Here is a 25,283-nt window from a genome sequence, read left to right as displayed (position 1 = left end):
ACGCGGTCCGGTGCCGGTGATCTAGGGTCGGCCACCATGGACGCGGAGATCACCGTCGACGACCTCACCGCCGATCTGGCGCCCGCCGTGGCCCGGCTCTGCGCCGAGGCGCTCGACCTGCCCGAGGACGCCGCCGAGGCGGCGGTCGTCGTGGACACCCTCTGGGCCCGGGCGACCGCCGCCCGACCCGTGGTCGCGCTGGGCGCGTACCGGGAGGGCGAACTGGTGGGGGTGCTGATCGGGTCGATGGCGGCGGGCGAGCCCGGTCTCGGGCACGTCGACCTGGTCGCGGTGGCACCGGCGCACCGCCGCCGGGGCGTCGGCCGGGCGCTGATCCGCGGGGCGGAGCGCCGGCTCGGCGACCGGGGCGTGACCGAGGTGCTGCTGGCGGGCAACCCGCCGTACTACGCCTGGCCGGGCATCGACGTCCGGTACACCCCGGCGGTCTGCGCCGCCCTGGCGCTCGGCTACCGGCAGGACCGGACCGCCTGGAACATGACCGCCGACCTGTCGTACGCCGGCTCGCCCGCGCTGCGGTCGACGGAGGCCGCGGAGCAGCGGTTGGCCGGCCAGGGCGTGACCGTACGCCGGGCGGAGCCGGCCGATGTGCCCGCGTTGGCGGAGTTCGCGCGGAGCACCTTCGGCGGCAGCTGGGACGCGGAGTTGACGGAGTCGGTCGGACGGCCGGGGGCCGGCTGCCACCTGGCGGAGCGGGATGGGGCGGTGCTGGGCTTCGCCGCGTACGGGTCCTCGCGGCCCAGCTGGTTCGGGCCGATGGGCACCGCCCCGGCGGCCGAGGGCTCGGGGATCGGCGGCGTCCTGCTGCGCCGCTGCCTGCGTGACCAGCACGACGCCGGGCTCACGTCGGCGCAGATCGGGTGGGTGGGGCCGGTGCCGTTCTATTCGCTCAGCGCGGGCGCCCGCATCGAGCGGGTGTTCTTCCTCTACCGCCGGGCACTGGACCGGTAGCTAACGGGCAAAAGCCGCATAGATCCGATAACGCCGTTCGGCCGTACCGGTCATCGACGCCCCCTACCGTTTCGTTAGAGGAGGCAGCCATGACCACCACGGACGACGAACACGCCGAGGAGATCGGGCCCGTCGCCTGGACGCCGCCGATCGGTGATCTGCCCGGCCACCTGCCCATCGACCGGCTCGACTACGGCGACGCCGAGCAGCTGGCCGAGATGACCGACAGTGGCGACCACGCGGCCGAGGAGCCGGTCGAGATGGTGGACGCGCCGATCCAGCTCCGCGCCCCGTACGACCGGGCGCTGAAGCGGCGCAACCAGCGTTCGCTGCCGACCTGACCGGTAACGACGAACGGGGCGGGCCGCATCAGCGGCCCGCCCCGTTCCCGGTCGGAACTGGACTCAGAAGTCCATGTCCCCGCCACCCGGGCCAGCCGGGGCGGCCGGGGTCTTCTCCGGCTTGTCCGCGACGACGGCCTCGGTGGTGAGGAACAGCGCCGCGATCGACGACGCGTTCTGCAGCGCCGAGCGGGTCACCTTGGCCGGGTCGATGATGCCCGCGGCCAGCAGGTCGACGTACTCGCCGTTGGCGGCGTTGAGGCCGTGGCCGGCCTCGAGGTTGCGAACCTTCTCCACCACGACGCCGCCCTCGAGGCCGGCGTTGACGGCGATCTGCCGCAGCGGGGCGTCCAGCGCGATCTTGACGATCTGCGCGCCGGTCGCCTCGTCGCCGACCAGGTCCAGCTTGTCGAAGGCGGTCTTGCCGGCCTGCACCAGCGCGACGCCACCACCCGGGACGATGCCCTCCTCGACGGCGGCCTTCGCGTTGCGGACGGCGTCCTCGATGCGGTGCTTGCGCTCCTTCAGCTCGACCTCGGTGGCCGCGCCGACCTTGATCACCGCAACACCGCCGGCCAGCTTGGCCAGCCGCTCCTGCAGCTTCTCGCGGTCGTAGTCGGAGTCGCTCTTCTCGATCTCGGCCCGGATCTGGTTGACCCGACCCTGGATCTGCTCGGCGTCACCGGCACCGTCGACGATGGTGGTCTCGTCCTTGGTCACCACGACCTTGCGGGCGTGGCCCAGCATGTCGAGGCCGGCGGCGTCGAGCTTGAGGCCGACCTCCTCGCTGATGACCTGACCACCGGTGAGGATGGCGATGTCGGTGAGCATGGCCTTGCGGCGGTCACCGAAGCCCGGCGCCTTGACGGCGACCGACTTGAAGGTGCCCCGGACCTTGTTGACCACCAGGGTGGCCAGGGCCTCGCCCTCCAGGTCCTCGGCAATGATCAGCAGCGGCTTGCCCGACTGCATGACCTTCTCGAGGATCGGGAGCAGGTCCTTCACCGACGAGATCTTGCTGTTGACGATCAGGATGTACGGGTCGTCGAAGACGGCCTCCATACGCTCCGGGTCGGTCATGAAGTACGCGGAGATGTAGCCCTTGTCGAAGCGCATGCCCTCGGTGAGCTCGAGCTCCAGGCCGAAGGTGTTGCTCTCCTCGACGGTGATGACGCCTTCCTTGCCGACCTTGTCCATCGCCTCGGCGATGATCTCGCCGACGCTGGTGTCACCAGCCGAGATGGAGGCGGTGGAGGCGATCTGCTCCTTGGTCTCCACGTCCTTGGCGAGCTTCAGCAGCTCCTCCGAGACGCTGGCCACGGCCGCCTCGATGCCCCGCTTCAGGGCCATCGGGTTGGCGCCGGCGGCCACGTTGCGCAGGCCCTCGCGGACCAGGGCCTGGGCCAGGACGGTCGCCGTCGTCGTGCCGTCACCGGCCACGTCGTCGGTCTTCTTGGCGACCTCCTTGACCAGCTCGGCGCCGATCTTCTCGTAGGGGTCCTCGAGCTCGATCTCCTTGGCGATGCTCACACCATCGTTGGTGATGGTGGGGGCACCCCACTTCTTCTCGAGCACGACGTTGCGGCCCTTGGGGCCGAGGGTCACCTTGACGGCGTCAGCGAGCTGGTTCATGCCCCGCTCGAGGCCGCGGCGCGCCTCTTCGTCGAACGCGATCATCTTGGCCATACGGCGTTGTCCTCCTGGACACTCACGGGCCACCCGAGTGTGTGTCCCGGATGGGCCGCCTGGTGTACGCACCTAGGGACGTCGCCTCCTGGCGGCGACGACGTCTCCTCGGCCGGGCCGGATAGCCCGCGACGACCGGCCACGCGCCCTGCCCGCGGGGTCAGCCCCGCCGGCACGGCCGCGGCCCCACCGCCCCGACCTCTGGCACTCACGGGGTGCGAGTGCCAATGACTTGTTTAGCACTCTCACATGCCGAGTGCAAGCACGACCGCCCCGCTCAACCGAGTTCCGCGGCCAGGCGGGCGCTGTTCACCGGCGCCTCCTGCCCCCGTTGCTCGGCGTACGTCACCACCAGCCCCACGAGCTGCGCGAGATGAGCCGGCAGGGCCAGCGTCGAGGTGACCGCGATCACGGCCACGACACCCGCCGCCGAGCCGGCGGCGGCGAACGGGTCCGTGCCGAACGGGGCGGTGCCGACGCCCTCCAGCACCGAGACGACGACGCTGAACACGATCACCGCGCCGAACAACAGCGCCAACCGGCCCAGCAGCATTCCCAGCCGGTCGTGGAACATCCGGAACGAGCGGCCGATGGGGTTGTCCCGCTCGTACAGGTAGACCGGCCCGGCCATGCTGAGCGCGAACGCCAGGTAGACGCCCGGGAGAACGCAGAAGCAGAAACCGAGGCCGACGAGAACGGCGATCAGCAGGGTCCAGCCCCAGAGGCCGAGGGCCCGGCGCAGGCCGTACCGCAGCGCGGCGCCCAGGCCGACGGGCTCGCCGGCGGCCTGGCGGGTGACCACCCAGGTGCCGGCCGCCCAACCGACGCCCTGCACGAACCCGAGCACCAGGCTTCCGCCGACCAGCACCAGGAGCACGGTGGCGAGATCGCTGACGAAGTTGTCGGGCAGCGCGGCCGGGTCACCGCCGGTCGAGGTCTCCCACTCGGCGCTCGGGTCGATCCCGTAGGAGAGCACCGACAGCGCCGCCGCGGGCAACACCTGGGTGAGCAGCAGGATGGGCAGCAGAATCCGCCAGCCGCGCCGGACCGCGCCCAGGCACCGGTCGAGCCACCCACTCAGCCCGAGGCCGGGCGGGGTGACGAGCAGGTCGGCCGGGTCGAGGCCCGGCGGAGCCCAGCCCGGCAACGACATTCCCGGATACCAGTGCTGGCCACCGTAGGGGCCACCGGGCGGGTAACCACCCGGCGGCGGATAACCGGCACCTGGCGGGTAGCCGATGCCCGGCGGATAACCGGCGCCGACCGGGTATCCGGCCGGCGACACGCCGGGCGGTGGACCCCAGCCCTGCGGGGCGTTCGGGCCCCAGCCCGCCTGACCTTGCGGCGCGGCCGGGTCCCAGCCCGGCTGCGGGCCGGCCTGGCCCTGCGGCGCGGCCGGGTCCCAGCGCGGCTGGCCGCCGTGCGGCGCCGTCGGGTCCGACGGAGGCTGGGCACCGGACGGGTCGGACGGACCCGGGGGCGGGGCAGCCGGGGGTGGCTGGTCGGACATGAACCCTCCTCAGCGACAGCTGGGTACGGCCCACGATCTTCCCGGCTGACCGCCCTGCGGCGCAGCCCCGTCCGGCCTGCCCGAAGGCGACCGGCGCTGACACCGGTCGGACCCGCGTCGGGTCGACCGGCCGATGATGCCGTCAGCCGATGACGCGCACGCGCTCGGCCTGCGGGCCCTTCTGGCCCTGGGCGATCTCGAACTCGACCCGCTGGCCGTCGTCCAACGCCTTGTAGCCGTCCATCTCGATCGCGGAGAAGTGGACGAAGACATCCTGCCCGCCGTCGACGGCGATGAAGCCGTAGCCCTTTTCGGCGTTGAACCACTTCACGGTGCCCTGTGCCACGGTGCACTTCCTCACTCTGCGCGGCGCTTCACAACCGGGTTGCCGGCACGCCGGCACCCCGGACCCACCGGCCCAGCGATCGGCGACGGCCGCTGAATTCCGGTGACCGAAATCGCACGCTACACGAGGCGTGACGACCGCGCACGACCACAAATCGGGCATATTCGGGTACGCCTCGACGTCGTTCCGGACGGCCGCGCTCAGGTGGGTCGTCGATGCGTCCAATTCATGTCGATGATTGCCGCCGGTGAGAGCGGACCGGACGGAACCAGGCGCGCGGACACCGGATCAGGATGTCGAGGCAACGGCCGATCGACTGCCCGCACGGGACCGGCCGGGAATGGCCGACGCCGGCCGAGCCGGTCCGCGGGTCGGCCGGGCCCGAGGTGGCCGGGCGCGGCCGGAGCCACCGCCGGGCGCTGTGGTACGCATGCGGGCATGACGACCGCCCCGGGCCCACGCCCCCAGCAGGCCGAGATCCGTCGGGTCCGGCCCGCCGACGCCGCGCGGATGCGGGCGCTGCGGTTGGAGATGCTCGCCGACGCGCCGCTGGCCTTCCTGGAGACCCTCGCCGACGCGGCGGCCCGACCGCACGCCGAGTACGCGGCCCGGGTCGCGTACACCTCGCAGGGCTCGGACACGGCGCAGTTCGTCGCCGACCCCGGCGGTCGGCTGGTCGGGCACGCCGGGGGCACGGTCACCCCGAGCGAGCCGGGCCTCACCGTCATCTACGCCGTCTACATCACCCCCGCCTGGCGCGGCGGCGGGCTGCTGGGCGAACTGGTCGACGCGGTGGCCGCCTGGTCCCGGGCGTGCGGGCGACCGGAGCTGATGATGGAGGTCGTCGTCGGCAACGACCGGGCCTACCGCGCCTACCAGCGGCTGGGTTTCGTAGACACCGGCGTGCGGGTGCCGCACCCGACCGTCCCCGCGCTGACCGAGCTACAGATGCGCCGCCCGGCCTGAGTGCCCGCCCGGCCACCCGCCGCCCGCCGCCCGCCGGCCGCGCGGCGGGGCGGCGGGGCGGCGGCGGCAACGGCGAGGGCGGGTCAGGCGTGGCGGCGCGACTGGACGATGCGGAACCGGTTGGCCACGTACGCGCCGTCGGTGAGGGCCGCGTTCGCGGCCGCGTTGGCGCCGCTGCCGTGGAAGTCGGAGAACGCGGCCGACTGGTTCACGAACACCCCACCGGTGAGGTTGCACGAAAGGTGCACGCCGACCTCGATCGCCACGTCCTCGGCGGCGTCCAGGACCGCCTCGTCGGTGGAGTAGACCCCGGCCGTGAGCGCGCCCTTCTCGCCGACCGTCTTCCGCATGATCTCCAGGCTGTGCGCCGTGGAGTCGGTGGCGATGGCGAAGGCGATCGGCCCGAACCACTCCCGCCCGTAGGTCACGGTGTCGTCCGCGCCGAGCTTAACGATGGTCGGCGTACGCACCACCGCGCCGGGGAAGGCCGGGTGCTCGACCGTACGCGACTCCAGCACCGGCTCGCCGACCTTGGTCACCTCGTCCAGCCGCTCCAGCACCCCGTCGTTGACGATGGCCCCGGTGAGTTCGACGCCCCGGGCCGGGTCGGCGGTGAGCTTGCCGACCGCCGCGGCGATCCCGCCGGCCACCTCGTCGAAGCTCTTGTGCCCCTGGTCGGTCTCGATGCCGTCCCGGGGGATCAGGATGTTCTGCGAGGTGGTGCACATCTGACCGCTGTACAGGGTCAGCGTGAAGCCCAGGTTGCGGCACAGTCCGGCGAAGTCGTCGGTGGAGTCGATGACGACCGTGTTCAGGCCGGCCTTCTCGGTGTAGACGGCCGCCTGGCGGGCGTTCGCCTCCAGCCAGTCGCCGTACTCGGTGGAGCCGGTGAAGTCGACGATCTTCACCGCCGGGTGCAGGGCCAGGGTCGAGGCGAGCTTCTCGCCCGGCGCCTCGGCCGCGAGCAGCACCAGGTCGGGGTCGAAGCCGGCCTCGGCCAGCACCTCACGGGCGTAGCGCACGGTGACGGCGAGCGGGAGCACGGCGCGCGGGTGCGGCTTGACGATCACCGGGTTGCCGGTGGCCAGCGACGCGAACAGGCCGGGGTACGAGTTCCAGGTCGGGAAGGTGTTGCAGCCGATCACGAGGGCCACCCCGCGCGGGACCACGTGGAACGTCTTGGTCATCCGCAGCGGGTCGCCCTTGCCGGCCGCCTTCTCCCAGCCGGCGGTGCCCGGGTGGCGGGTCATCTCGGCGTACGCGTAGGCGAGCGCCTCCAGCGCCCGGTCCAGCGCGTGCGCGCCGCCGGCCTGGAACGCCATCACGAACGCCTGGCCGCTGGTGAACTGCACCGCGTTGGCCAGCTCGAAGACGTGCTTGTGCAGCCGGTCGAGGATCTCCAGGCAGACGCCGATCCGGGTCTGCGGGCCGGCGTCGCGCCAGGCCGGAAGCGCGGCGCCGGCGGCGGCGACGAGTTGGTCGGCGCCGGCGTGCGGGTAGCGCACGGACAGGTCCAGCCCGAAGGGGCTCGTCTCGGTGGCGACCCGGTCGCCATCACCCGGCTGGTCGAGAGGGAAGTCGCCACCCAGGTACGCCTCGAAGGCGGCCTTCCCGTCGGCGGCGGCGGTCTCGCCGTACACCCGGGGGCTGGGTGATTCCGGGTAGGCGGACCAGTACCCGCGCTCCGTGATGGCGGTCAGCGCACGGGTGAGGGTGTCGGCGTGCCGGGCGTACAGGGGGTGCGGGGTCTCCGTCATGCCCGCCATCATGCAACAGGAACCCCCAGGATCAGTAGGGCCGTGTCACAACTCTGATCGTCTCCGCCCGCCCCCACGCCGGTGTGACCCCACCGACTCCGGGTAAGCGCCCAGCCTGCCGAGGAGGGAGCGGCCACGGGTGGGGACCACCGAGATCCGGGTGCACGGGGTCGCCGACCGCGGTCCCGAGGCGACGCTGGACCGGCCGATCGTCAGCCGGGTGGCCGGCGACCGGGACGCGGGGTTCTACCGGGTGCGTCCCGGGTTCGGCGATCCGTGCGGCGGCGCCGGCACCACGCTGGAGGCGTACCAGTGGAGCGGGCTGGCCGGCGGGACCGCGACGCGTACGTTCTCGCTGGTCCTGCTCCTGCCCTTCATGCTCGCCAACACCGCCATCTGGATGCTGCCGCCCGGCCACCGCACGCAGCTGGTCGGCAAGGCGCTGTGCCGGCTGCTCGGCGCCTCACTCACCGCCATGTACGTCCTGTCGATCGTCGGTGTGGCCATCGACCTGGTCGCCTGGCAGTGCGCGAGCTACCCGCGCTGCATGAACGGCCGCCGGGAGATCGCCTGGATGGGTGACGTGCCGGCGGAGCAGCGCCTCGCGCTGCTCGCCCTGCTGCCGGTCCTCGCGATCGTGCTGGTCTGGTGGCTCGGCGGACGCACCTGGCAGCTGCCCGAGAACAGCAGCGCGGACCCGGAGGCGCTGGGGGCGGGGCGGCTCGACAACCCGGCCTTCTGGGACAACCAGGGGCTGCTGATGCGCCTGCGCGCCCTGCACATCGTGGTCGCCACGACCACCCTCAACCTGGCCGTGCTGACCCCGCTCGTGTCCGACGGGCGCACGATGGCCGGTGACGCGCTGATCGTCGCGTCCGTCGTGCTGCTCGTCGCCGCCCTGGCGATGCTCTGTCTTCCCAAAATCGAACGCCGGGGCGGCGGGCTGTGGTCACCGCGCGCGGTCCGGCTGACGGGCGGCACCGGGCTCCTGCTCACCGGCCTGACCCTGGCGTACGCGGCCCTGCCGCGGCCACCGTCGACTCCCGTGGCCGCCCTGCCCGGGTACGAGAGCCTGGTGGCCCGCCTGTTCAGCGTCCAGTGGGCGCTGCTCGTGGTGCTCGTGATCTTCGTCGCGGCCCGGACGTCGAGACACGGCCGTCCCGCCCTGCTCGGTCTCGCCGCGCCGATGGCGCTCTCGGTCGCCATCGGCCTGGCCGTGGCGTACTCGTCCGGGCTCAACTACGGCGTCGCCGAGTACCTGGACCGCGGCTTGAGCCCGACACCGGCCCGGCCGTTGCCGGCGGACGTGCCGCCGCTGGCGCCACCGGCGGCGTACCGCTGGGCGGCGCTCGGCGTCTCGACCGCCCTGGTGGTCGCCGCCGTCGTGGCCGTCGTGGCCCGCCGTTACCAGCGCGCCCGACAACGGCAGGAGGCGGAGAAGCTGGTCCGGCGGGAGTTTCCCGAGGCCGACCGGGCGGCGCCGGAGCGGGTCCGGGCGGTACGCGACAAGATCATCGGCGCTCGCCTGGCGGACCGCCTCGGCCCACTGTTCCTGGCGGCGTACGCGCTGCTGAGCGTGCTGGGCCTCGCCGCCGCCGGGTTGTCGATGCGACGTCAGGGGCCCGAGGACGTCGCCCGGCTGCTCGGCGGGGATCCCCTGGCCACCCCCATGATCCTCGTGACGGACCTGGGCGGCCTGATCATCGGACTGTTCGCGCTGACGCTGTTCGGGGCGGGGCTGTTCGCGTACCGGTCCGCCGCGATCCGGGTCGTCGGCGTGCTCTGGGAACTCGCCACGTTCTGGCCGCGCTCGGCGCACCCCCTCGCCCCGCCCTGCTACGCCGAGCGGGTGGTGCCGGACCTCACCCGCCGGATCAACCACCTGACCGCCGGCGGGCACCCGGTGGTCCTCTCCGGCCAGAGCCACGGCAGCGTGCTGGTGGCGGCGACCGTCCTCCAACTGCCGGCGGCCGCCCGCGCCCGGGTCGCGTTGCTGACGTACGGCACCCCGCTCGGGCGGCTCTACAGCCGGGTCTTCCCCGCCTACGTGGGGCCGGACATGCTGCGGGAGGTGGGTGAACGGCTCGACTGGCGCTGGCTCAACCTGTGGCGGTTGACCGACCCGATCGGCGGACCGGTCTTCGGCATCGACGCCGCCGGGCACGCCGCCGAGGTGGACCGCCGGGTGGCCGACCCCGCCGGGCTGCTCATCCCACCCGGGGACACCGTGCCACCGACGATCCGGGGGCACGGGTTCGTGCCGGACGCCGACTTCGACCGGACGGTGGCGGAGCTGGTGCGACGTCTGCGGCCGCCCGGCACGGACGAGGGTCCGCCGGGTGACCCCGGATCGCCGGTCAGAGCGTGAACTGCCAGTCGGTCCAGCCGTCCACCGGGCGAAAGCCGAGCTGCTCGTTGATCGTGATCATGTGCGCGTTCGACGCCGCGTTGAAGGTGTCGATCGCGCGTACCGCCGGCTCCTGGGCGAGCAGGTGCCGCAGATTCTCGATCTTGGTAAGCAGGCCGAGGCGGTGCCCCCGGTGGTCCGGGTCGACGATGGTGATCTGCTGGAACGCGTGCCAGTCGGCGGAGGGACCCACGTCGAGCAGCGTCCACGCGACGAGCCGGCCGGACGCCTCGTGCCGGGCCGCGACGTGGTACTGGCGGCGCCCCCGCGCGGCCAACGCCCGCTCGGTGCCCCGGATCCGCTCGGCGTCGACCTTCTCGGCCTCCCACGTCAGGTCGCCCATCGGCGCGTCGGTCGACAGCCGCCCGTCGAGGTAGGCGATGTCGGCCACGTACTCCTCGGGGATGCGGCCGCGCCAACGGACCGTGCGGTAGCCCACGGCCCGCGCCCGGGCCCCGGCCAGCAACTCGTCCAGCGCGGTCTGGTCGACCGTCGTCGGATCGAGCCGGCGGCGCACCTCGGCGAGCGCGGGCTGGGCTCCCGTCGCGGCGGCGAACGCCGCACCCGCCGTCGGGCGCGGCGGGCCGCCGGGAAGCGCCGAGACCGCCATGCCCACCACCCGCTTGCGACCCTGCTCCCGCAGCAGCCGGACGCAGTGCTCGTGCAGCGCGCGGCCCACCCCGCGCCGCCGGTGGTCGGGGTGGACGATCAGCTCCACCGTCGCGTTCTCGGTGTTGTCGAGCTGGGGCAGGTCCAACGCGAGGAGGCCGGCGGGCACACCGTCGAGCCAGGCCAACGCCCACAGCGTGACGGTGCCGGGCATCGGGTGACGCAGCATCCCGTCGAGGCGCTGGCGGCAGAAGGGCGGGAAGTCGGGCACGTCGGCGTCGTGGGCCGCGACCCCGATCCGGTACGCCTCGTCGACCGCGGCCGGATCGGCGGCGTCGAACGGCGCGATCGTGATGGTCATGCCGGAGAGGGTGCGCCCCGGAACGACGATCGGGCCAGCGAATTTCGCTGGCCCGATCGGAGGTTGGTCGGGAGGGACACTCGCACAACGCCTCCGGCGTTGGGTCGCAAGAACTTCAAAAGTCTTCGGCGAAGTGCCCTCCCGCACGGAGCATCTTGCGCCGTCCGGTTCCTGCCGTCAAGTCCTTAGCGGTGGGTTTTCCGCACCCAGAGCGAAAAGCCGGTTACCCGGCGGAACGGCCTGATCCCCCGTTCGGGCGAGCCGGCACGAGCCGAGGTGCGCGCGACGTGGTGCCGGCCGGGCCGGGCCCCACGTCGCGGGGTCGGTCAGGCCGGGCACGGGTCAGCCGAGCAGGCCCGCGTCGCGGGCGGCGCGCAGGGACGGGCGGATCCGGTGGGTGGGGCCCACCTGGCCGGCGACGGCGTCGATCGTCTTCAGCCCCTCGCCGGTGTTGAAGACCACGGTCTCGGCCGCCGGGTCGAGCTTGCCCGACTCGACCAGCTTGCGCAGCACCGCCACGGTCACCCCGCCGGCGGTCTCGGCGAACACGCCGGTGGTACGCGCCAGCAGGCGGATGCCCTCGCGGATCTCGTCGTCGTCGACGTACTCCATCCAGCCCCCGGTGCGGCGGACCGCCTCCAGCGCGTAGAGGCCGGCGGCCGGGTCACCGATGTTGAGCGACTTCGCGATGCCCGTCGGCTTGACCGGGTTGATGGTGTCGCTTCCGGCGTGCAGCGCGGTGGCGATCGGGTTGCAGCCGGCGGACTGCGCGCCGAAGACCTTCCAGCCGTCGGCCGGCGCCTCGACCAGCCCGATCTCGACCAGCTCCGAGAACGCCTTGTCAATCTTGGTGAGCAGCTCGCCGGAGGCCATCGGGATCACCACCTGGGCGGGAATCCGCCAACCGAGCTGCTCGGCCACCTCGTAGCCCAGCGTCTTGGATCCCTCGGCGTAGTAGGGCCGCACGTTCACGTTGACGAACGCGGTGTCCTCGAACTCGTCCGTCTCGACCAGCTCACCGCAGAGCCGGTTCACGTCGTCGTACGAGCCGTCGATGGCGACGAGGTCACCGCCGTAGACCGCGGTGGTGACGACCTTGCCCTGCTCCAGGTCGGACGGGATGAACACCACCGAGGGCACCCCGGCACGGGCCGCGTGGGCCGCCACCGAGTTGGCCAGGTTGCCGGTCGAGGCGCAGGCGTACCGCTGGAAGCCGAGCGCCCGGGCCGCGGTGAGCGCCACCGAGACGACCCGGTCCTTGAACGAGTGGGTGGGGTTGGCGCTGTCGTCCTTGACCCACAGCGGGGCGGTGATGCCCAGCTCAGCGGCGAGGTGCGGGGCGGCGACCAGCGGGGTGAGCCCGGGGTCCAGGGTGACCCGGGTGGTCGGGTCCTGGCCGGCGGGGAGCAGCCCCGCGTACCGCCAGATGTTCTTGGGCCCGGCCTCGATCTGCTCCCGGGTGACGGTCGCCAGGGCGGCCGCGTCGTAGTCGACCTCCAGCGGGCCGAAGCACTCGTAACAGGCGTGCTGCGCGGCGAGCGGGTAGCGGGCCTGACAGGCCCGGCAGACCAGGGCGCGGGCGGGGCTGGCGGTGGTGTCGATGCCGGACGGGGCGATCGTCGACGTCATGTCGAGAAGTCCTCTCATCTTTCCCCGCATCGCACCGTGCGGCGGGGACGGAATTGGCACCTGCCCCGCCGTCGCTCAGCGGTGAGCGCGCGGGGTGGTTGCCGGGGCGTCGTCGGGCCGTATCCCTCAGCCCCTCTGGATGAGGTATGCAGTTGTGACACCGAGTCTAAGCGCCCACCCGGGCCCGCCCACCGGCGGTTCCCACGGTGTGAGCCGTCAGCGGCTCACGACCGCCACGGGGTCGACGACCGCGACCGGGTCGGTGACGGCGGCTCCGCGCCGCTCGACCACCCGCGGCGACGAGCCGGCGCGCGACCGGTTGACCAGGTTCGCGGCGACCAGCGCGGCGATCGTCAGACCCGCGCCGACCAGCTCGACCGGGCCCGGCCGGTAGCCGCGGGCGATCTGCACCGCGAACGTGGTCACCGGGACGAGGTTCATGAACAGCGCCGCGTTGGCCGCGCCGAGCCGCTGGACCCCCGTGTTCCACGCCAGCACGGCGATCACCGCGCCCACCACCACGGCGTACGCCAGCTGAGGTGAGACCGCGACGAGGTCAGCGGCGGACGGGGCGTGCTGCACCCCGACGAGGTCGGCGGCGACGCTTCCGGCGAGCATCGCGATCGTTCCGGCGAGCGCGGTCAGCGTGGTGTAGCGCAGCGGGGACCAGCCGGCGAACCGGCCCGCCCCGTGGGTGTAGATCGCCCAGCCGACGACCGCGCCGATCATCATGAGCCCGCCGAGACCGAACTGCCCGAGCCCGGCCAGGCTGCCGCGGGTGATCACCAGACCGACGCCGAAGAGCGCCACCAGCGAGAGGGCCAGCAGGGCGGGCCGCGGGCGTACGCCGTCCCAGGCCCAGCGGACCAGCTGCGTGACCAGCGGGGTCGTGGCGACGAAGAGGGCGACCTGCTGGGGCGCGGCGTGCTCCAGGGCCAGGTTGGTGAGCAGGTTGAAGCCGGCGAAGCCGACGACCCCGAGCACGGCCAGCTCCACGCCCCGGCCCGCCGGCCGGAGACCGCCGCGCCCCTCGCGGAGCAGCAGTAGCGCGACCAGCGCCACGGAGGCGAGCAGGTACCGGGAGGTGGTCAGGTTGAGCGGGTCGACCCGGTCCAGCGCGCTGGCCAGGACGGGAAACATCACCCCCCAGCTCAGCGCGGCGAGCAGCGGGAAGGCGGCGGCGCGGGAACGCATCCTCGACTCCTATGTTCGACTACTTTCGAACCAACGCCACCGACCCTAGGAGCTTGTTCGATTTCTGTCGAACAATGGTTACACTGGTCACATGGAGCTGGAGGAACCCGAGCTGCGCGACGTGCCGGTCACCAACGTGCTGGCCGCCCTGGCCGACGACGTGCGGCTGCAGATCGTCCGGGCGCTCGCCGCAGGCGGGGAATACTCCTGCGGCAGCTTCGAGTTCGGCGTCTCCAAGGCCACCCGCAGCCACCACCTCAAGGTGCTGCGCGAGGCGGGGCTGACCCGCACCCGGGCCGCCGGCACCAGCCGCTACGTCCGGCTGCGCCGGGAGGAAGTGGATCGGCTCTACCCGGGGCTGCTGGACGCCGTCCTCAACCGGGACATCACCCCCACCACGCGCGCCTGACCCCGCACCCACCCCTCGGCCTGATCGCGCCACCGCGCTCCAGCGACCTACTTCCCGCACTCGCGGTCGGCCCACGGGAGCGGGACGGGGTCGGCACGAACGGTGGTGGGAGGATGCGGCGGTGAGCTCCCCGCAGGCACGACCAGCGCCGACCGGCCGCACCCCGAGCGCGGACCCGACCAGGCCCGTCGGTCCGCCCGCCGTCGGTGCCGTGCTGATCGGCGTCGCCCTGCTGCTCGGCGCCTGCACCTCGCCGACCGCGTCGGGCGGGGCCGCCACGGGGGAGCCGCCGGAGCCCTCCGCCCCGGCGGCGACGTCGGCGGCCACCTGTCCCGCGTCGGGGGTGCTGATCCGGTCGACCGGCTCGGACGCCGCGATGGGCCTGCGGGCACTCGGCCTGGAGTTGGTCAACTGCGGCGCGACGCCCTACCGGCTGAACGGCTATCCCGCGCCGACCGTTCGGGACGAGCAGCGCCAGCCCATCCCGCTGGCGGTGGTGCCCGGCGCGACCGGCATCACGTCCGGCTACGACGCCCCGCCCCGCGCGCTCACCCTCCTGCCCGGGGACCGGGCCATCGCCTCCCTGCTCTGGCGCAACACGGTCACCGAGACGACCGCGGCACCGGCCGAGGGTGCCTACCTGGACGTGGCACCCGGCGCCGGGCAGCCCGCCCAGGCCGTCGACCCGGACGGGCCGATCGACGTGGGCACGACCGGCCGAATCGGGGTCAGCGCCTGGAAGCCGGCCGAGCGGAGGGCGCCCGCGCCGCCGCCGGCCCCGTCCGTGACGGGTGGGCCGCCCTCGGTGGCGCCCACGCCGGACAGCCGGCTCTGACCGACCCCACCCGTCCGGGGCCACGGGACCCGGGGTCGGCTACGAGGTCACGTCCTTGCGCGTGAACCGCCAGTAGGCGAGCGCCCAGAACAAGGTCGCGTAGCTGACCGCCGAGATCGTGCCGCGTACGACGTCGTCGGTCTGCACGGGTGTGGACAGCAGGCCCAGCCAGGCGGTGCTGAAGTGGGTGGGCAGGAACGCGCGCACCGCCCCGAGCGCGGTGATCTGGTCCAGGATGCTGGAGAGGATCCACAGCAGCACCGCGCCACCCACCGCACCGAGCGCCGCGTCCGTGGTGACCGACAGCAGGAACGCCAGACCGGCCACGACCAGCAGCACCACGGCCAGGTAGCCCAGCACGGCCAGCAGCCGGAGGAGCCCCTCCCCCGCCGGCAGCTCGGCGGCGACGGTGCTGCGCAGCGGCGACCAGCCGTAGCGGAGGGTGCCGGCGAGCAGGGCGGTGCCGGCGAGCAGCACCATCGCCAGCCCCGAGTAGGCGAGCGCGACCAGCAGCTTCACCGTGAGCAGCCGGGCCCGGGGCACCGGCACGGCCAGCAGGTAGCGCAGGCTTCCCCAGCTCGCCTCGCTGGCCACCGTGTCGCCGAAGAAGAGCGCCACCACGACGACCAGCAGGAACGACGCCGACACGAAGATGGTGAAGAGGGTGAAGTTCAGCCCGCCGGAGGTGGCGAACTCGATCAGGCTGCCGAACTCGCCACGACCGTTGTCGTCGTCGCCACCCGAGTCGAACTGGAACGCGATCAGGATGATCAGCGGCAGCAGCACCATGAACCCGAGCGCCAGCTGCGTACGCCGCCGGGCCGCCTGACGCCGGAACTCCGCCGCGAACGGCAGCGTGGCCGACGGTCGGTAGCCGGCGGCCGCGCCCACCGTGGACGTACCCATCACCGGTCCCCGCTTCCCCGAGAGTTGTCGCCCACCAGGGCGAGGAACGCGTCCTCCAGGCGCCGCCGTGGCACCACCCGGTCCACCCCGATGCCGGCGCGGACCAGCTCCGCCACCACCTCGCTGCGCGCGGTGCCGTTGGTGTCGACGACCAGTTGGCCGTCGCTCTCCGGCAGCACCCGTACGCCGGCCAGCCGGCCCAGCACGTCGCGCGCCGCCACCGGGTCGGTCACGTCGAAGAGCACGCTCGGCGACTCACCCACGATCTCCTCGACCGGGCCGGACGCGACGATCCGCCCCTTGTTGACGACCACGGCGTGCGTGCAGGTCTGCTCGACCTCGGCGAGCAGGTGGCTGGAGACCAGCACGGCCCGCCCGTCGGTGGCGTACCGCTGGAGCACCCGACGCATCTCGGCGATCTGCGGCGGGTCGAGCCCGTCGGTCGGCTCGTCGAGCACCAGCAGCTCCGGCAGCCCCAGCATCGCCTGGGCGATGGCGAGCCGCTGGCGCATCCCGTGGCTGTACGTCTTGATCTTCCGGTGGACGGAGTCGCCCAGCCCGGCGATCTCCAACGCCTCGTCGAAGTGGGCGTCCGCCCACGGCCGGCCGGTGGCCCGCCAGTACGCCCGCAGGTTCTCCAGGCCGCTGAGGTGCGGCAGGAAGCCGGGGCCCTCGACCAGGGCGCCGATCCGGGACAGCACCGGGGAGCCGGGGACCAGCCGGTGACCGAAGACGTAGATCTCGCCGGCAGTCGGCTGGGTGAGCCCCATGAGCACCCGCAGGGTGGTGGTCTTGCCGGCGCCGTTGGGCCCGAGCAGGCCGACCACCTGACCGGGGTGCACCTCGAAGTACACGTTGGAGACGGCGACGAAGCCGTCCGCGTACTCCTTGCGCAGTTGGCGCACGGCGAGCGGGACGTCCGCGTACGCCGGATGCACGGAGCTGTCCTGGCGGCGGTGCCGGCGGCGGACGACGGCGACGACCACGACGAGCCCGATCACGATCGCGGCGAGCAGCCCGGCGAGCACCCAGCGCCAGACGGCTGCCGCCGTGGGGATGGGCTCGCCGCTGACGGTCGGCAACGCCACCGGGCCGTCGCCCGCGGCGACGGTGTAGACGGTCGGCTCGGCCGGACCGGCGTACGCCTGGTCCGACGTGGCGACCACCAGCCGCAGCCGGTGCCCGGCCTCGACGCGGTGGACGACCGCCGGCAGGGTGACCGTGACCGGCCGGGCGTCGGCGATCCGCTCCGGCAGGCCGGCGAGCCGCACCGGGGCGACCAGACCGTTCGGCAGGGTGGCCCCGCCGTTCGGGTCGACGTCGTAGAGCTTCACGAAGAGCACGGCCTCGCCGGTCGGCGACGCGGCGCGGATCGACACGGTCGGCGAGCCGACCACGTCCACGGCCTGGGTCAGGGCCGCCGACTCGAACCGGGCGTGCTGGCCCGGCACGTCGCCGGCCACCCCGTCGAGCAGTGAGGAGAGCGCACCCGCGAACGGCACCGACGAGATGGCCGCCGGGTTGCCGTTCGGCGGGTTCGCGATCGTCTGCTCCGGACCGGTCACGGCGATGTCGGTGCGGCCGTCGCCACCGGTGCCCGGGTAGTCGGTGGTCCGGTAGCCGGTGGCCACCAGACCCCGGTCCAGCGCGTCGAAGCCGGCGATCCTTGACCAGGTGAAGTCGTTGCCGGGCGCCGTGGTCCCACCCTTGACGTAGTGGTCCAGCCACTGGACGGTCAGGTAGCGCACCCGGTCGGAGTCGGTCTTCGGCCCGGCGCCGCCGTCGTGGCCGCCGGTGAACCAGGCGACCCGCACCGGGGTGCCGGCGGCGGCGATGCCGCGCGCGTTCGCGTCCGCCTCGCTGAGCGGGAAGAGCGTGTCCGCCTCGCCCTGCACGAGCAGGGTGGGCGCGGCGATCCGGTCGAGCACGCCGGCCGGGCTGGACCGGTGCAGCAGGTCCACGGCGGCCTGGTCGGCCCGCCCGGTGGTGGCGATGCGCAGGTACGCGGCGCACACGTCGGCCGCGAACCGGCCGCAGGACGGGTCGGCGGCTCCGGTCGGGGCGCGTCCCGGGCCGGTGCCCGGACCGGCGCCGGGGCCCGGGCTGGGTGGCCCGGCCGATGCCGGCGCGCCCTGCGGCTGGGCGGCGGTGACCCCGGAGAGCCCCGCCGGCCCCGATCCGACGGTGCCCCCACCGCCGAAGAAGAGCCCCGCCCAGCCCTTCTTGAACACGCCCGCCGTGGCGGGGCCACCGGTGCTCTCCGGCAGGAAGCTGCGCGCCAGGTCGTTCCAGGTGATCATCGGGACGATGGCGTCGACACGCCGGTCCTGGGCGGCGAGCAGCAGGGCGAGCCCACCGCCGTACGAGCCGCCGACGACGCCGACCCGTGGGTCGCCGGCGGAGTCGGTGCGGATCTCCGGTCGGGCGGCGAGCCAGTCGAGCAGGCGCTGCGCGTCCCGCACCTCGTAGTCCGGGTGGTCGAGGTGGATCTCGCCGCCGCTGCGGCCGAAGCCGCGGGCCGTCCAGGTGAGCACCGCATAGCCCCGGCCGGCGAACTCCTCGGCGTCGGCCCGTACGGACTCCTTCGTGCCGCCGAAGCCGTGCGCGAGCAGCACCGCGGGGACCTTGCCGCCCGCCGAGGCGTCCTCCGGCAGGTACAGCGTGGTGTCCAGGTCGACGGGCTGCTCACCGTCCGGCCCGGACCGGACGGTGAGCATGGCCGACTCGGTGCGTACCTCCGGCCCGCGCGGTCGGACCGCCGACACCACGGCGGCGACCAGCAGCACCCCGACCGCCACCGCGGCGACGGCGCGACGACCGGTGGGCAGGGCGCGCCGGACCCGCGCGGCCGACAACGGCGATCTCATGCGGCACACGGTACGGGCCGGATCCTGAGCATTGGCTGAGATCCGCCGTACGTCTGTCCGGTTGCTCCGGTCGGGGCCCGGAGCGGCGCGATCGACCATGGTCCAGTGGATCCCGGCGAGTTGAATTCGGATCCCGTGAATTCCGATCTTCCGCGAGAAATCGTCAGCGATCATTGCATGTCACTCCCCGCCGGGGCACCCAGCGTGCCGGCAAGGGGGACGAACGGTGACATCGCTCGTAGTGACGCATAGCTGACCGATCGACGGCGGCCGTACGACCAGGCCCTTCGGTTAGTTTTCCGGTCCGGTGTACGGGACTGGTCCGGCGAACCCGGCATCGACACCCACCATCACCGTCCCCGCCCTCGCCGGAGGAGACCGACCATGACCGTCCCCGCGCCCCGGGCCCGTCGGCGGCCCGCCGGCCGCGTCCTGCCCCTGCTGCTCGTCGTCGCCCTGCTCGCGCCGATGGGAGTGCTGGCCCGGCAGACGTGGCAGCTCACCGACGACGACCGGAGCCTCGCCGTCCGGGAACGCCTCGGCGTGGAGTACCTACGGGCGCTCGCCCCGGTCACCGCCGCCCTGGTGGACGCCCAGTCCGCCGCCGTCGCCGGCCGCCGGCCGTCCGGGTCGGCCCTCAGCGCGGCCGTCGAGGGCGCCGCCACGGTGGACGCCCGCATCGGCGGCCTGCTGCGCAGCCAGGAGCGCTGGGCCGGGCTGCGGGCGAAGCTGGAGGCGCTGCGCGACCGGGGAGTCGGCGATCCCGAGGCGGCGTTCACCGCGTACGGCGAGGTCACCGACCTGCTACTGGACCTGCACCGCAAGGTCCGGGAGAGCTCGGGGCTGGTCCGCGACCCCGAGCCGGACTCGTCCTTCCTCCAGGACGCCGCCGGGCAGGAGCTGCCGGAGGCGATGGTGGCCGCCGGTCGGCTCGCCGACCTCGCCGTGCTCGCCGCCGGACGGCCGGCCGCCGACCGGGCTCGCACCCTCACCGAGCTGGCCGCCCTCCGGATCGGCGCGCTCGTCCCCGCCGGTGACCTGGTCGACGACCTGCGCGCGGCGGTCGACAGCTCGGAGAGCACCGACCTGGGCGGGACCGTGCTGACCCCGCTGGACACCTACCAGCGGGCCGTCGAGGCGCTCGCCGTCGCCTCCGCCCCGGGCCGCGCGGCGGTGCTGGACCCCGCGCCCGTCGTCGGGGCCCGGCTGAACGCGCACGCCGCCGCCGGGCAGCTCCAGCCGGTCATCCTGGCCGAACTCGACACACTGCTCGCCGCCCGGGTCGACCGGCTGGACCGGGAGCGGTGGCTGCTGCTCGGCGCGTCCGGTCTGGCCGTGCTGCTGCTGGCGGTGCTCGCCGGGCTGCTGGTCGCCGCCGCCCGGCGGACACGTCGCCGGGCCGCCCCGGCGGCCTCGCCGTCCGAGGAGGCGGACGCCCCGCCGGACACGCCGCCATGGCCGCCCCGGCCGGGACCGGACGGCGTACGGGCGGGCGAACCCCGGCCGCTGGAGCCGGCCGGCCGGCCGGTCGACCCGGAGGCCGTGCGCTGGGGGCCGGTCGATGCTGCTCGGTAGGCTCCGGATCCGCGGCAAGCTGGCCCTGCTCGTCGTCATCCCGCTGGTCAGCATGGTCGGGCTCGCCGTGCCGGTGGTCCTGGACCGGGTCGCCGTCGCCCAGCGGGCCGGTGACATCGCCGACCGGGTCCGGCTGGCCAGCCGGATCGGCACCCTCGTGCAGGACCTCCAGCAGGAGCGCATCCTCTCCGTCGGCCTGCTGCTGGGCACGGTCACCCGCGCCGAGCTGATGCGCCGTTCGGCCACCGTGGACGACCGGGTCGCCGACCTGCGCGCCGAGCGCGGCGACCGGCTGGAACCGCTGGTCGCCGACGCCCTGGAGGGCGTACGGGCGCTGACCGACGTCCGGGCGGCGGTGCTCGCCGGCGCGGCCGGCCCCCAGCAGGTGCTGGACGCGTACGGCCCGGTGAACCGGGCGCTCATCGACTCGCTGCGGCTGGCGTTCGACGTGGACACCGACACGGCGGCCGGCCGGCAGGTGCTGGCGCTGGACTCGCTGCTGCGCGCCGACGAAGGGCTGGGCCTCTGCGCCACCCTGATCGTGCTGGTCAAGGTGTCCGACGACCCGGCCGTCACCGCCGGGTTCGTGGCCACCATGGCCGCCCTCCGGGTCGACAGCCAGCGGTTCCGCAGCCTCATCACGCCGGAGCAGCGCAAGCTCGCCGAGCTGAACGACGCCGCGGTGACCGCCCGGACGAGCGCCGACTTCCTCAGCACCGGTGCCGTCGACCCGGCCGGCGCGGTGCGCAACGTGCCGCTGGAGATGGTCTTCCCGTCCGCGCGGTCGATGGTCACCCTCGGCCAGTTCATCGAGAAGAAGATGGTCGCGGACGTGCTCGCCGAGGCCACCGGGGAGCAGCGGCGGGCGTTGACGACCGCGTACCTGGTCGCCGGACTGGCCGCGCTGATCCTGGCGGTGGTGGTGCTGCTCAGTGCCGTGGTGGCCCGCACGGTCGCCCGCCCGCTGACCCGGCTCACCCGCTCCGCCGACCGGGTCGCCCGGGTCGCCGAGGCCGAGCTGGTCCGGGTCGCCGACGACGAGGCGGAGAGCGCGCCGCCGGTGCGGCTCGACCCGGTCGACGTCCGGGCCCGCGACGAGATCGGCGACCTGGCCCGGGCGTTCGAGCGGGTCCAGGCGACGGCCGCCCGGTTGGTCGAGCGTCAGGTCGCCGGCCGGCGCAACGTGGCGCAGATGTTCGGTCACGTGGGCCGGCGTACGCAGAACCTCGTCGGCCGGCAGATCGCGCTGATCGACCGGTTGGAGCAGCGGGAGACCGACGCGGGGCGGTTGGCGGACCTGTACCGCCTCGACCACATCTCCAGCCGACTCCGGCGCAACGCCGGCAGCCTCGTGGTGCTGTCCGGCTCGCCGGGCACCGACGCGTACGTGGCACCGGTGCCGCTCGCCGACGTGGTCCGCCTGGCGCTGGGCGAGATCGAGGACTACACCCGCGTCGATGTACGCGTGCCGGCGGAGATCGCCGCGGCGCCGGCCACCGTCGGCGACCTCGTGCTGGCGCTCGCCGAACTGATGGAGAACGCCACCGTCTTCTCACCCCCGCACACCCGGGTGGTGGTCAGCGCCGAGCCGACCGAGGCCGGCGCCCGGCTCACGGTGACCGACCACGGCATCGGCATGACCCGGGAACGGCTGGCCGAGGAGAACGCCCGGTTGACCCGGCGGGAGCGGCTGGACCTGGCCCCGACCGAGGTGCTCGGCCTGTTCGTGGTGGGTCGGCTGGCCCGCCGGCACGGCTGGGCGGTGAACCTCGCCCCCACCGGCGGCGGTGGGGTTACCGCCCGGCTGGAGGTCCCCCGGGCGTCGCTGGTGTTCCGGCCCACCGAGCGGGCCGGCGCCGCCATCGCCCGGGCCACCGTCCCGGTCCGGGAGCGGCGTTCGCCGGCCCTGACCGGTGGTACGCCGGACGGTCCCGCCGCGCTGGGCGGCTCGTACGACCCGCCGGCATTCGACCCGACGTCGCTGGGCCGGGCGAGCCGGAGCATGGCGACCGGCGAGACCTGGGACGCCTTCGGCGCCGGCGCGGAGCCGGAGCCCGCGGCGGGCGGCGGCGTCGCGTACCTGGAGATCAGCCCGCCGGACGGCGACGTCGCGCCGCCGGAGACCGTGCCGGCGGACCGGTCGCCCGCGTCGCCGGAACCGACCGCCACCGTCGCCGGCCGGGCCGCCGTGCCGGGTCCCACCGCCACCCCGCCGGCCGGAGTCACCTCGGCGGGGCTGCCCCGCCGGCCGTCCCGCCCCGCGGCGGACGGCGGAGCACCCGCGACGACCGGTGGCGGACCGGACCGGACCGCCTCGGCGCGGGTCGGGCCGGGCGTCCGCCAGCGGGTGCCCGGGAGCCAGCTACCGCCGAGCGGGCCGACGGCAGGACCGGTCGACGGCACCGGCGCCGACCCGGCGGCGGCCCGCGCGCTGGTCGAGGCGATCGAGTCCGGCGTACGCCGGGCCGAGCGACTGCAGCCGCTCGGCCCGGCGGACGTCCCGCCGCGCCCGGCCGGCGGGCCGGCGTCCGGTGTGTCGCCGCACCCCGGTCGTCCCGCACTGAACCGGCGGGTGCCCGGGGCGAGCCTCGACGGTGAGCCGGCCCGCCGACCGGTCAGCCCACACCCGGGTGACCCGGCCGAGGTCCGCGACCTCATCACCGAGTTCGAGGCGGGCGTCGCCCGTGCTCTGCGCGAAGTCAGTCCAGACCGTCGCAACGAAGAGGGATCAACACGGTGACCAGTTCCTACCTCCACGACAACGTCGACAACCCGGGCAGCCCCGCCCCCGCCGGGGACCTCAGCCCCGAGGCCCGCACCTTCAACTGGCTGCTGGACACGTTCACGTCGAGCACCGCCGGCGTGCTGGAGGCCATCGCGGTCTCCTCGGATGGCCTGCTGATGGCCATGTCGGCGATCCGCGACCGGTCCAACGCGGAGCGCCTCGCCGCGGTGGTCTCCGGCATGACGAGCCTGGCCGGCGGGGCCGCCAGTTGGTACGCCCTCGGCGGGCTCAACCGCGTCGTCGTGGACATGGCCGAGGGCTACCTGCTGATCAGCGCGATCAGCAGCGGGTCGGTGCTCGGGGTGGTCGCCGACCGGTCGGCCAACCTGGGCACGGTCGCGTACGAGATGACCCTCTTCGCGGGACGGGCCGGCGGCGCACTCACCCCCCGCCTCATCGCCGAGCTGAAGAACGCCGCCCAGCAATGACCACCGAGGGCGCGGGCGACGGACCGGACCCGGAGATCCGGATCCGTCCGTACCTGCGCGCGCCGGCCACGCCCCGGCCCGGCGGCTCGCCGGAGCGGCCCGACGGGGAGGGTTCCGCCGTTCCACGGCCGTTCGTGCTGACCGCCGGACGGGTGACCGCCCCCGACCCGGCGATCGGCCTGGAGACCCAGGTGACGGCCGCGCCGGACGGAAGCGGCTCCGGGATGGCCGTGGCCCTGCTGACGCCCGAGCTTCAGGCGATCATCGCCCTCTGTGGCGAGCCGATCTCCGTCGCGGAGATCTCGGCCCGGACCCGGCTTCACTTCGGCGTGACCCGGGTCCTCGTCGGCGACCTGCGGGCCGCCGGCCACCTGGAGGTGCACCTCGACCACGGCGACGGCGCCTCCGACCCCGACCTCATCCTGCGAGTGATTGATGGACTTCGTGCGATCTCCTGACTGGCCGGTCGCCCCGCTCGGCGGGCTCGCCGCGAACAGCGCCACCACCCGGTACGGCACGTCCGGCGCAGCCGCCCCGGCGACCGGGCGCGCCACCCCACCTCCCCACCGGCCGCCGGCCGCACCCGAGGCGGGACCCGCCGCCCGGGTGGACGGTGGCGGAGCCGCCGCGCCGCCCGTACCGGTGAAGATCCTCATCGCCGGCGGTTTCGGCGTCGGCAAGACCACGACCGTCGGCGCCATCTCGGAGATCGCCCCGCTCACCACCGAGGCGGAGATGACCAGCGCCGGGATCGGCATCGACGACCCCGGCGCGCGATCGGCCAAGACCACCACCACCGTCGCGATGGACTTCGGCTGCGTGACCATCGACCGCAGCCTGAAGCTCTACCTCTTCGGCACGCCCGGCCAGTCCCGGTTCGGTTTCATGTGGGACGACCTGGCCCGTGGGGCGCTCGGCGCGCTCGTCGTGGTGGACAGTTCCCGGCTCGACGACTGCTACCCGGCGATCGACTACTTCGAGCAGGCCGGGCTTCCGTTCGTGGTCGGGGTCAACGCCTTCGACGGACGGCTGGCGCTCGACCTCGACTCGATCCGGTGGGCGCTGGCGGTCGGCGACCACGTGCCGCTGGTGCAGTTCGACGCTCGGGACCGGCTGTCGGTGCGGGACGCCCTGCTGGTCGTCCTGGACCGGGCGCTGGAACGGGCCACCCGGCGACGGGAGGCCTGAACTCCTGAACGGTCAGACCCGTGTCCTTGAGGGGGTGGTCGTGGTGAGAGGTGGTCTGGACGAGACGCTGGCCCGGATGGCCCGGCGCGAGGAGGCGCTGCGGCGGGTCACCGAGCCGCCGGTCGGCCGGGAGGCGGGCGCGCACCGGCAGGACCCGCACGGGCCGCCGGTGGACGACCCGGTGGAGGAGGTCGCCGAGGCCGTCCGCCGGGTCGTGGCCGCGCACCCGGGCCTGACGGTGACCGTACGGGTCGAGCACGACGGGCAGGCGTACCCGTTGCGGATCGGCTGGGCCGGTGACCGGGTGACCGTCGCCCTGCCCGAGGATCCGCCGGACGACGCGGCACGGCCCGCCGGGCCACCGCCGCCCTGGCCGATGTCGGTCAAGACCGTGCCCGCCTGGACGACGGGCCAGCGTGAGCCCGGCCCCGACCAGGCCGCCCGGCTGGCCGAGCTGATCCGGCGGGATCCGTCGCTGCTCGGCGGGCACGACCCGCGGCGGTGACCGGGCGCGG

21 protein-coding genes and 1 riboswitch are annotated in these 25,283 nt (G+C 74.1%); of the genes, 12 read left to right on the top strand and 9 right to left on the bottom strand.

The genetic code is table 11. From position 1 onward, the window contains the following. Positions 1-36: 36 nt before the first annotated feature. On the top strand, positions 37-969 hold the full coding sequence (locus GA0070620_RS24305; RefSeq protein ID WP_091594545.1) for a GNAT family N-acetyltransferase: 933 nt from the start codon (positions 37-39) through the stop codon (positions 967-969). A gap of 89 nt (positions 970-1,058) precedes the next feature. Then, entirely contained in the window at positions 1,059-1,310 is a 252-nt protein-coding gene (locus GA0070620_RS24300; protein ID WP_231921954.1) for a hypothetical protein, read from the top strand. Positions 1,311-1,373: 63 nt separating this feature from the next. Here GA0070620_RS24300 and groL read toward each other — a convergent pair whose 3' ends face one another. The 3 genes from groL to GA0070620_RS24285 all read right to left on the bottom strand — a co-directional run bounded on the left by groL (position 1,374) and on the right by GA0070620_RS24285 (position 4,852). Then, positions 1,374-2,996: a chaperonin GroEL gene (gene groL / locus GA0070620_RS24295; protein ID WP_091594544.1), complete on the bottom strand. Its 1,623-nt coding sequence runs from the start codon at positions 2,994-2,996 to the stop codon at positions 1,374-1,376. A 277-nt stretch (positions 2,997-3,273) separates the two neighbouring features. Beyond that, positions 3,274-4,506, bottom strand: a complete 1,233-nt coding sequence (locus tag GA0070620_RS24290) for a hypothetical protein (protein ID WP_091594542.1) — start codon at positions 4,504-4,506, stop codon at positions 3,274-3,276. Between the two features lie 142 nt (positions 4,507-4,648). After that, positions 4,649-4,852: a cold-shock protein gene (locus GA0070620_RS24285; protein ID WP_091594539.1), complete on the bottom strand. Its 204-nt coding sequence runs from the start codon at positions 4,850-4,852 to the stop codon at positions 4,649-4,651. Positions 4,853-5,290: 438 nt separating this feature from the next. Here GA0070620_RS24285 and GA0070620_RS24280 point away from each other — a divergent pair, with 438 nt between their 5' ends. Beyond that, positions 5,291-5,818: a GNAT family N-acetyltransferase gene (locus tag GA0070620_RS24280; RefSeq protein WP_091594538.1), complete on the top strand. Its 528-nt coding sequence runs from the start codon at positions 5,291-5,293 to the stop codon at positions 5,816-5,818. 83 nt (positions 5,819-5,901) lie between these two features. On the opposite strand, the gene paaN is transcribed toward GA0070620_RS24280, so the two are convergent. Next, positions 5,902-7,575 carry a phenylacetic acid degradation protein PaaN gene (gene paaN, locus GA0070620_RS24275; protein WP_172836493.1) on the bottom strand — a complete coding sequence of 558 codons (1,674 nt, stop codon included), beginning with the start codon at positions 7,573-7,575 and terminating at the stop codon, positions 5,902-5,904. 139 nt (positions 7,576-7,714) lie between these two features. Here paaN and GA0070620_RS24270 point away from each other — a divergent pair, with 139 nt between their 5' ends. Then, entirely contained in the window at positions 7,715-9,943 is a 2,229-nt protein-coding gene (locus GA0070620_RS24270; RefSeq protein ID WP_091594535.1) for a hypothetical protein, read from the top strand. Here the strand turns inward: GA0070620_RS24270 and GA0070620_RS24265 are convergent. The 3 genes from GA0070620_RS24265 to GA0070620_RS24255 form a co-directional block, all read right to left on the bottom strand. Next, positions 9,933-10,952, bottom strand: coding sequence for a GNAT family N-acetyltransferase (locus GA0070620_RS24265; protein WP_091594533.1), 1,020 nt, complete (start codon positions 10,950-10,952; stop codon positions 9,933-9,935). The genes GA0070620_RS24270 and GA0070620_RS24265 overlap by 11 nt on opposite strands. Before the next feature lie 342 nt (positions 10,953-11,294). Next, complete coding sequence (gene thrC / locus GA0070620_RS24260; RefSeq protein ID WP_091594531.1) at positions 11,295-12,581, bottom strand: threonine synthase; 1,287 nt, start codon at positions 12,579-12,581, stop codon at positions 11,295-11,297. Between the two features lie 11 nt (positions 12,582-12,592). Beyond that, a riboswitch (SAM riboswitch) is annotated at positions 12,593-12,727 on the bottom strand. Between the two features lie 70 nt (positions 12,728-12,797). Further along, positions 12,798-13,775 (bottom strand): DMT family transporter, encoded by a 978-nt coding sequence (locus GA0070620_RS24255; RefSeq protein WP_091594528.1) that lies wholly within the window; start codon positions 13,773-13,775, stop codon positions 12,798-12,800. 91 nt (positions 13,776-13,866) lie between these two features. Between GA0070620_RS24255 and GA0070620_RS24250 the strand changes: the two genes are divergently transcribed. Both GA0070620_RS24250 and GA0070620_RS24245 read left to right on the top strand, forming a co-directional pair. Beyond that, positions 13,867-14,184 (top strand): ArsR/SmtB family transcription factor, encoded by a 318-nt coding sequence (locus tag GA0070620_RS24250; protein ID WP_091594526.1) that lies wholly within the window; start codon positions 13,867-13,869, stop codon positions 14,182-14,184. 121 nt (positions 14,185-14,305) lie between these two features. Beyond that, a complete protein-coding gene (locus GA0070620_RS24245; protein WP_231921953.1) occupies positions 14,306-15,019 on the top strand; it encodes a DUF4232 domain-containing protein in 714 nt (237 codons plus the stop codon). 39 nt (positions 15,020-15,058) lie between these two features. Here the strand turns inward: GA0070620_RS24245 and GA0070620_RS24240 are convergent, their stop codons facing one another. Together GA0070620_RS24240 and GA0070620_RS24235 are read right to left on the bottom strand one after the other, a co-directional pair. Beyond that, positions 15,059-15,925: an ABC transporter permease gene (locus tag GA0070620_RS24240; protein WP_091594523.1), complete on the bottom strand. Its 867-nt coding sequence runs from the start codon at positions 15,923-15,925 to the stop codon at positions 15,059-15,061. Further along, a complete protein-coding gene (locus tag GA0070620_RS24235; RefSeq protein ID WP_091594521.1) occupies positions 15,925-18,792 on the bottom strand; it encodes an alpha/beta fold hydrolase in 2,868 nt (955 codons plus the stop codon). The genes GA0070620_RS24240 and GA0070620_RS24235 overlap by 1 nt, the downstream gene beginning before the upstream one ends. A 384-nt stretch (positions 18,793-19,176) precedes the next feature. Between GA0070620_RS24235 and GA0070620_RS24230 the strand changes: the two genes are divergently transcribed. The 6 genes from GA0070620_RS24230 to GA0070620_RS24205 are packed head-to-tail and all read left to right on the top strand — an operon-like array spanning position 19,177 to position 25,273. Continuing rightward, complete coding sequence (locus tag GA0070620_RS24230) at positions 19,177-20,367, top strand: hypothetical protein (protein WP_091594519.1); 1,191 nt, start codon at positions 19,177-19,179, stop codon at positions 20,365-20,367. Further along, on the top strand, positions 20,354-23,107 hold the full coding sequence (locus GA0070620_RS24225) for a sensor histidine kinase (protein WP_091594517.1): 2,754 nt from the start codon (positions 20,354-20,356) through the stop codon (positions 23,105-23,107). The genes GA0070620_RS24230 and GA0070620_RS24225 overlap by 14 nt, the downstream gene beginning before the upstream one ends. Beyond that, on the top strand, positions 23,104-23,580 hold the full coding sequence (locus tag GA0070620_RS24220) for a roadblock/LC7 domain-containing protein (protein WP_091594516.1): 477 nt from the start codon (positions 23,104-23,106) through the stop codon (positions 23,578-23,580). The genes GA0070620_RS24225 and GA0070620_RS24220 overlap by 4 nt, the downstream gene beginning before the upstream one ends. Next, entirely contained in the window at positions 23,577-24,038 is a 462-nt protein-coding gene (locus GA0070620_RS24215) for a DUF742 domain-containing protein (protein ID WP_091594514.1), read from the top strand. The genes GA0070620_RS24220 and GA0070620_RS24215 overlap by 4 nt, the downstream gene beginning before the upstream one ends. Further along, complete coding sequence (locus GA0070620_RS24210) at positions 24,016-24,768, top strand: GTP-binding protein (protein WP_172836492.1); 753 nt, start codon at positions 24,016-24,018, stop codon at positions 24,766-24,768. The genes GA0070620_RS24215 and GA0070620_RS24210 overlap by 23 nt, the downstream gene beginning before the upstream one ends. A 43-nt stretch (positions 24,769-24,811) precedes the next feature. Beyond that, positions 24,812-25,273, top strand: a complete 462-nt coding sequence (locus GA0070620_RS24205) for a hypothetical protein (RefSeq protein ID WP_091599301.1) — start codon at positions 24,812-24,814, stop codon at positions 25,271-25,273. Positions 25,274-25,283 lie beyond the last annotated feature (10 nt).

It is taken from the genome of Micromonospora krabiensis, assembly GCF_900091425.1.
GTDB classification, from domain to species: Bacteria; Actinomycetota; Actinomycetes; order Mycobacteriales; family Micromonosporaceae; genus Micromonospora; species Micromonospora krabiensis.
Note: the sequence above shows the minus strand (reverse complement) of the source record. Positions and strands in the feature narration are given on the sequence as shown.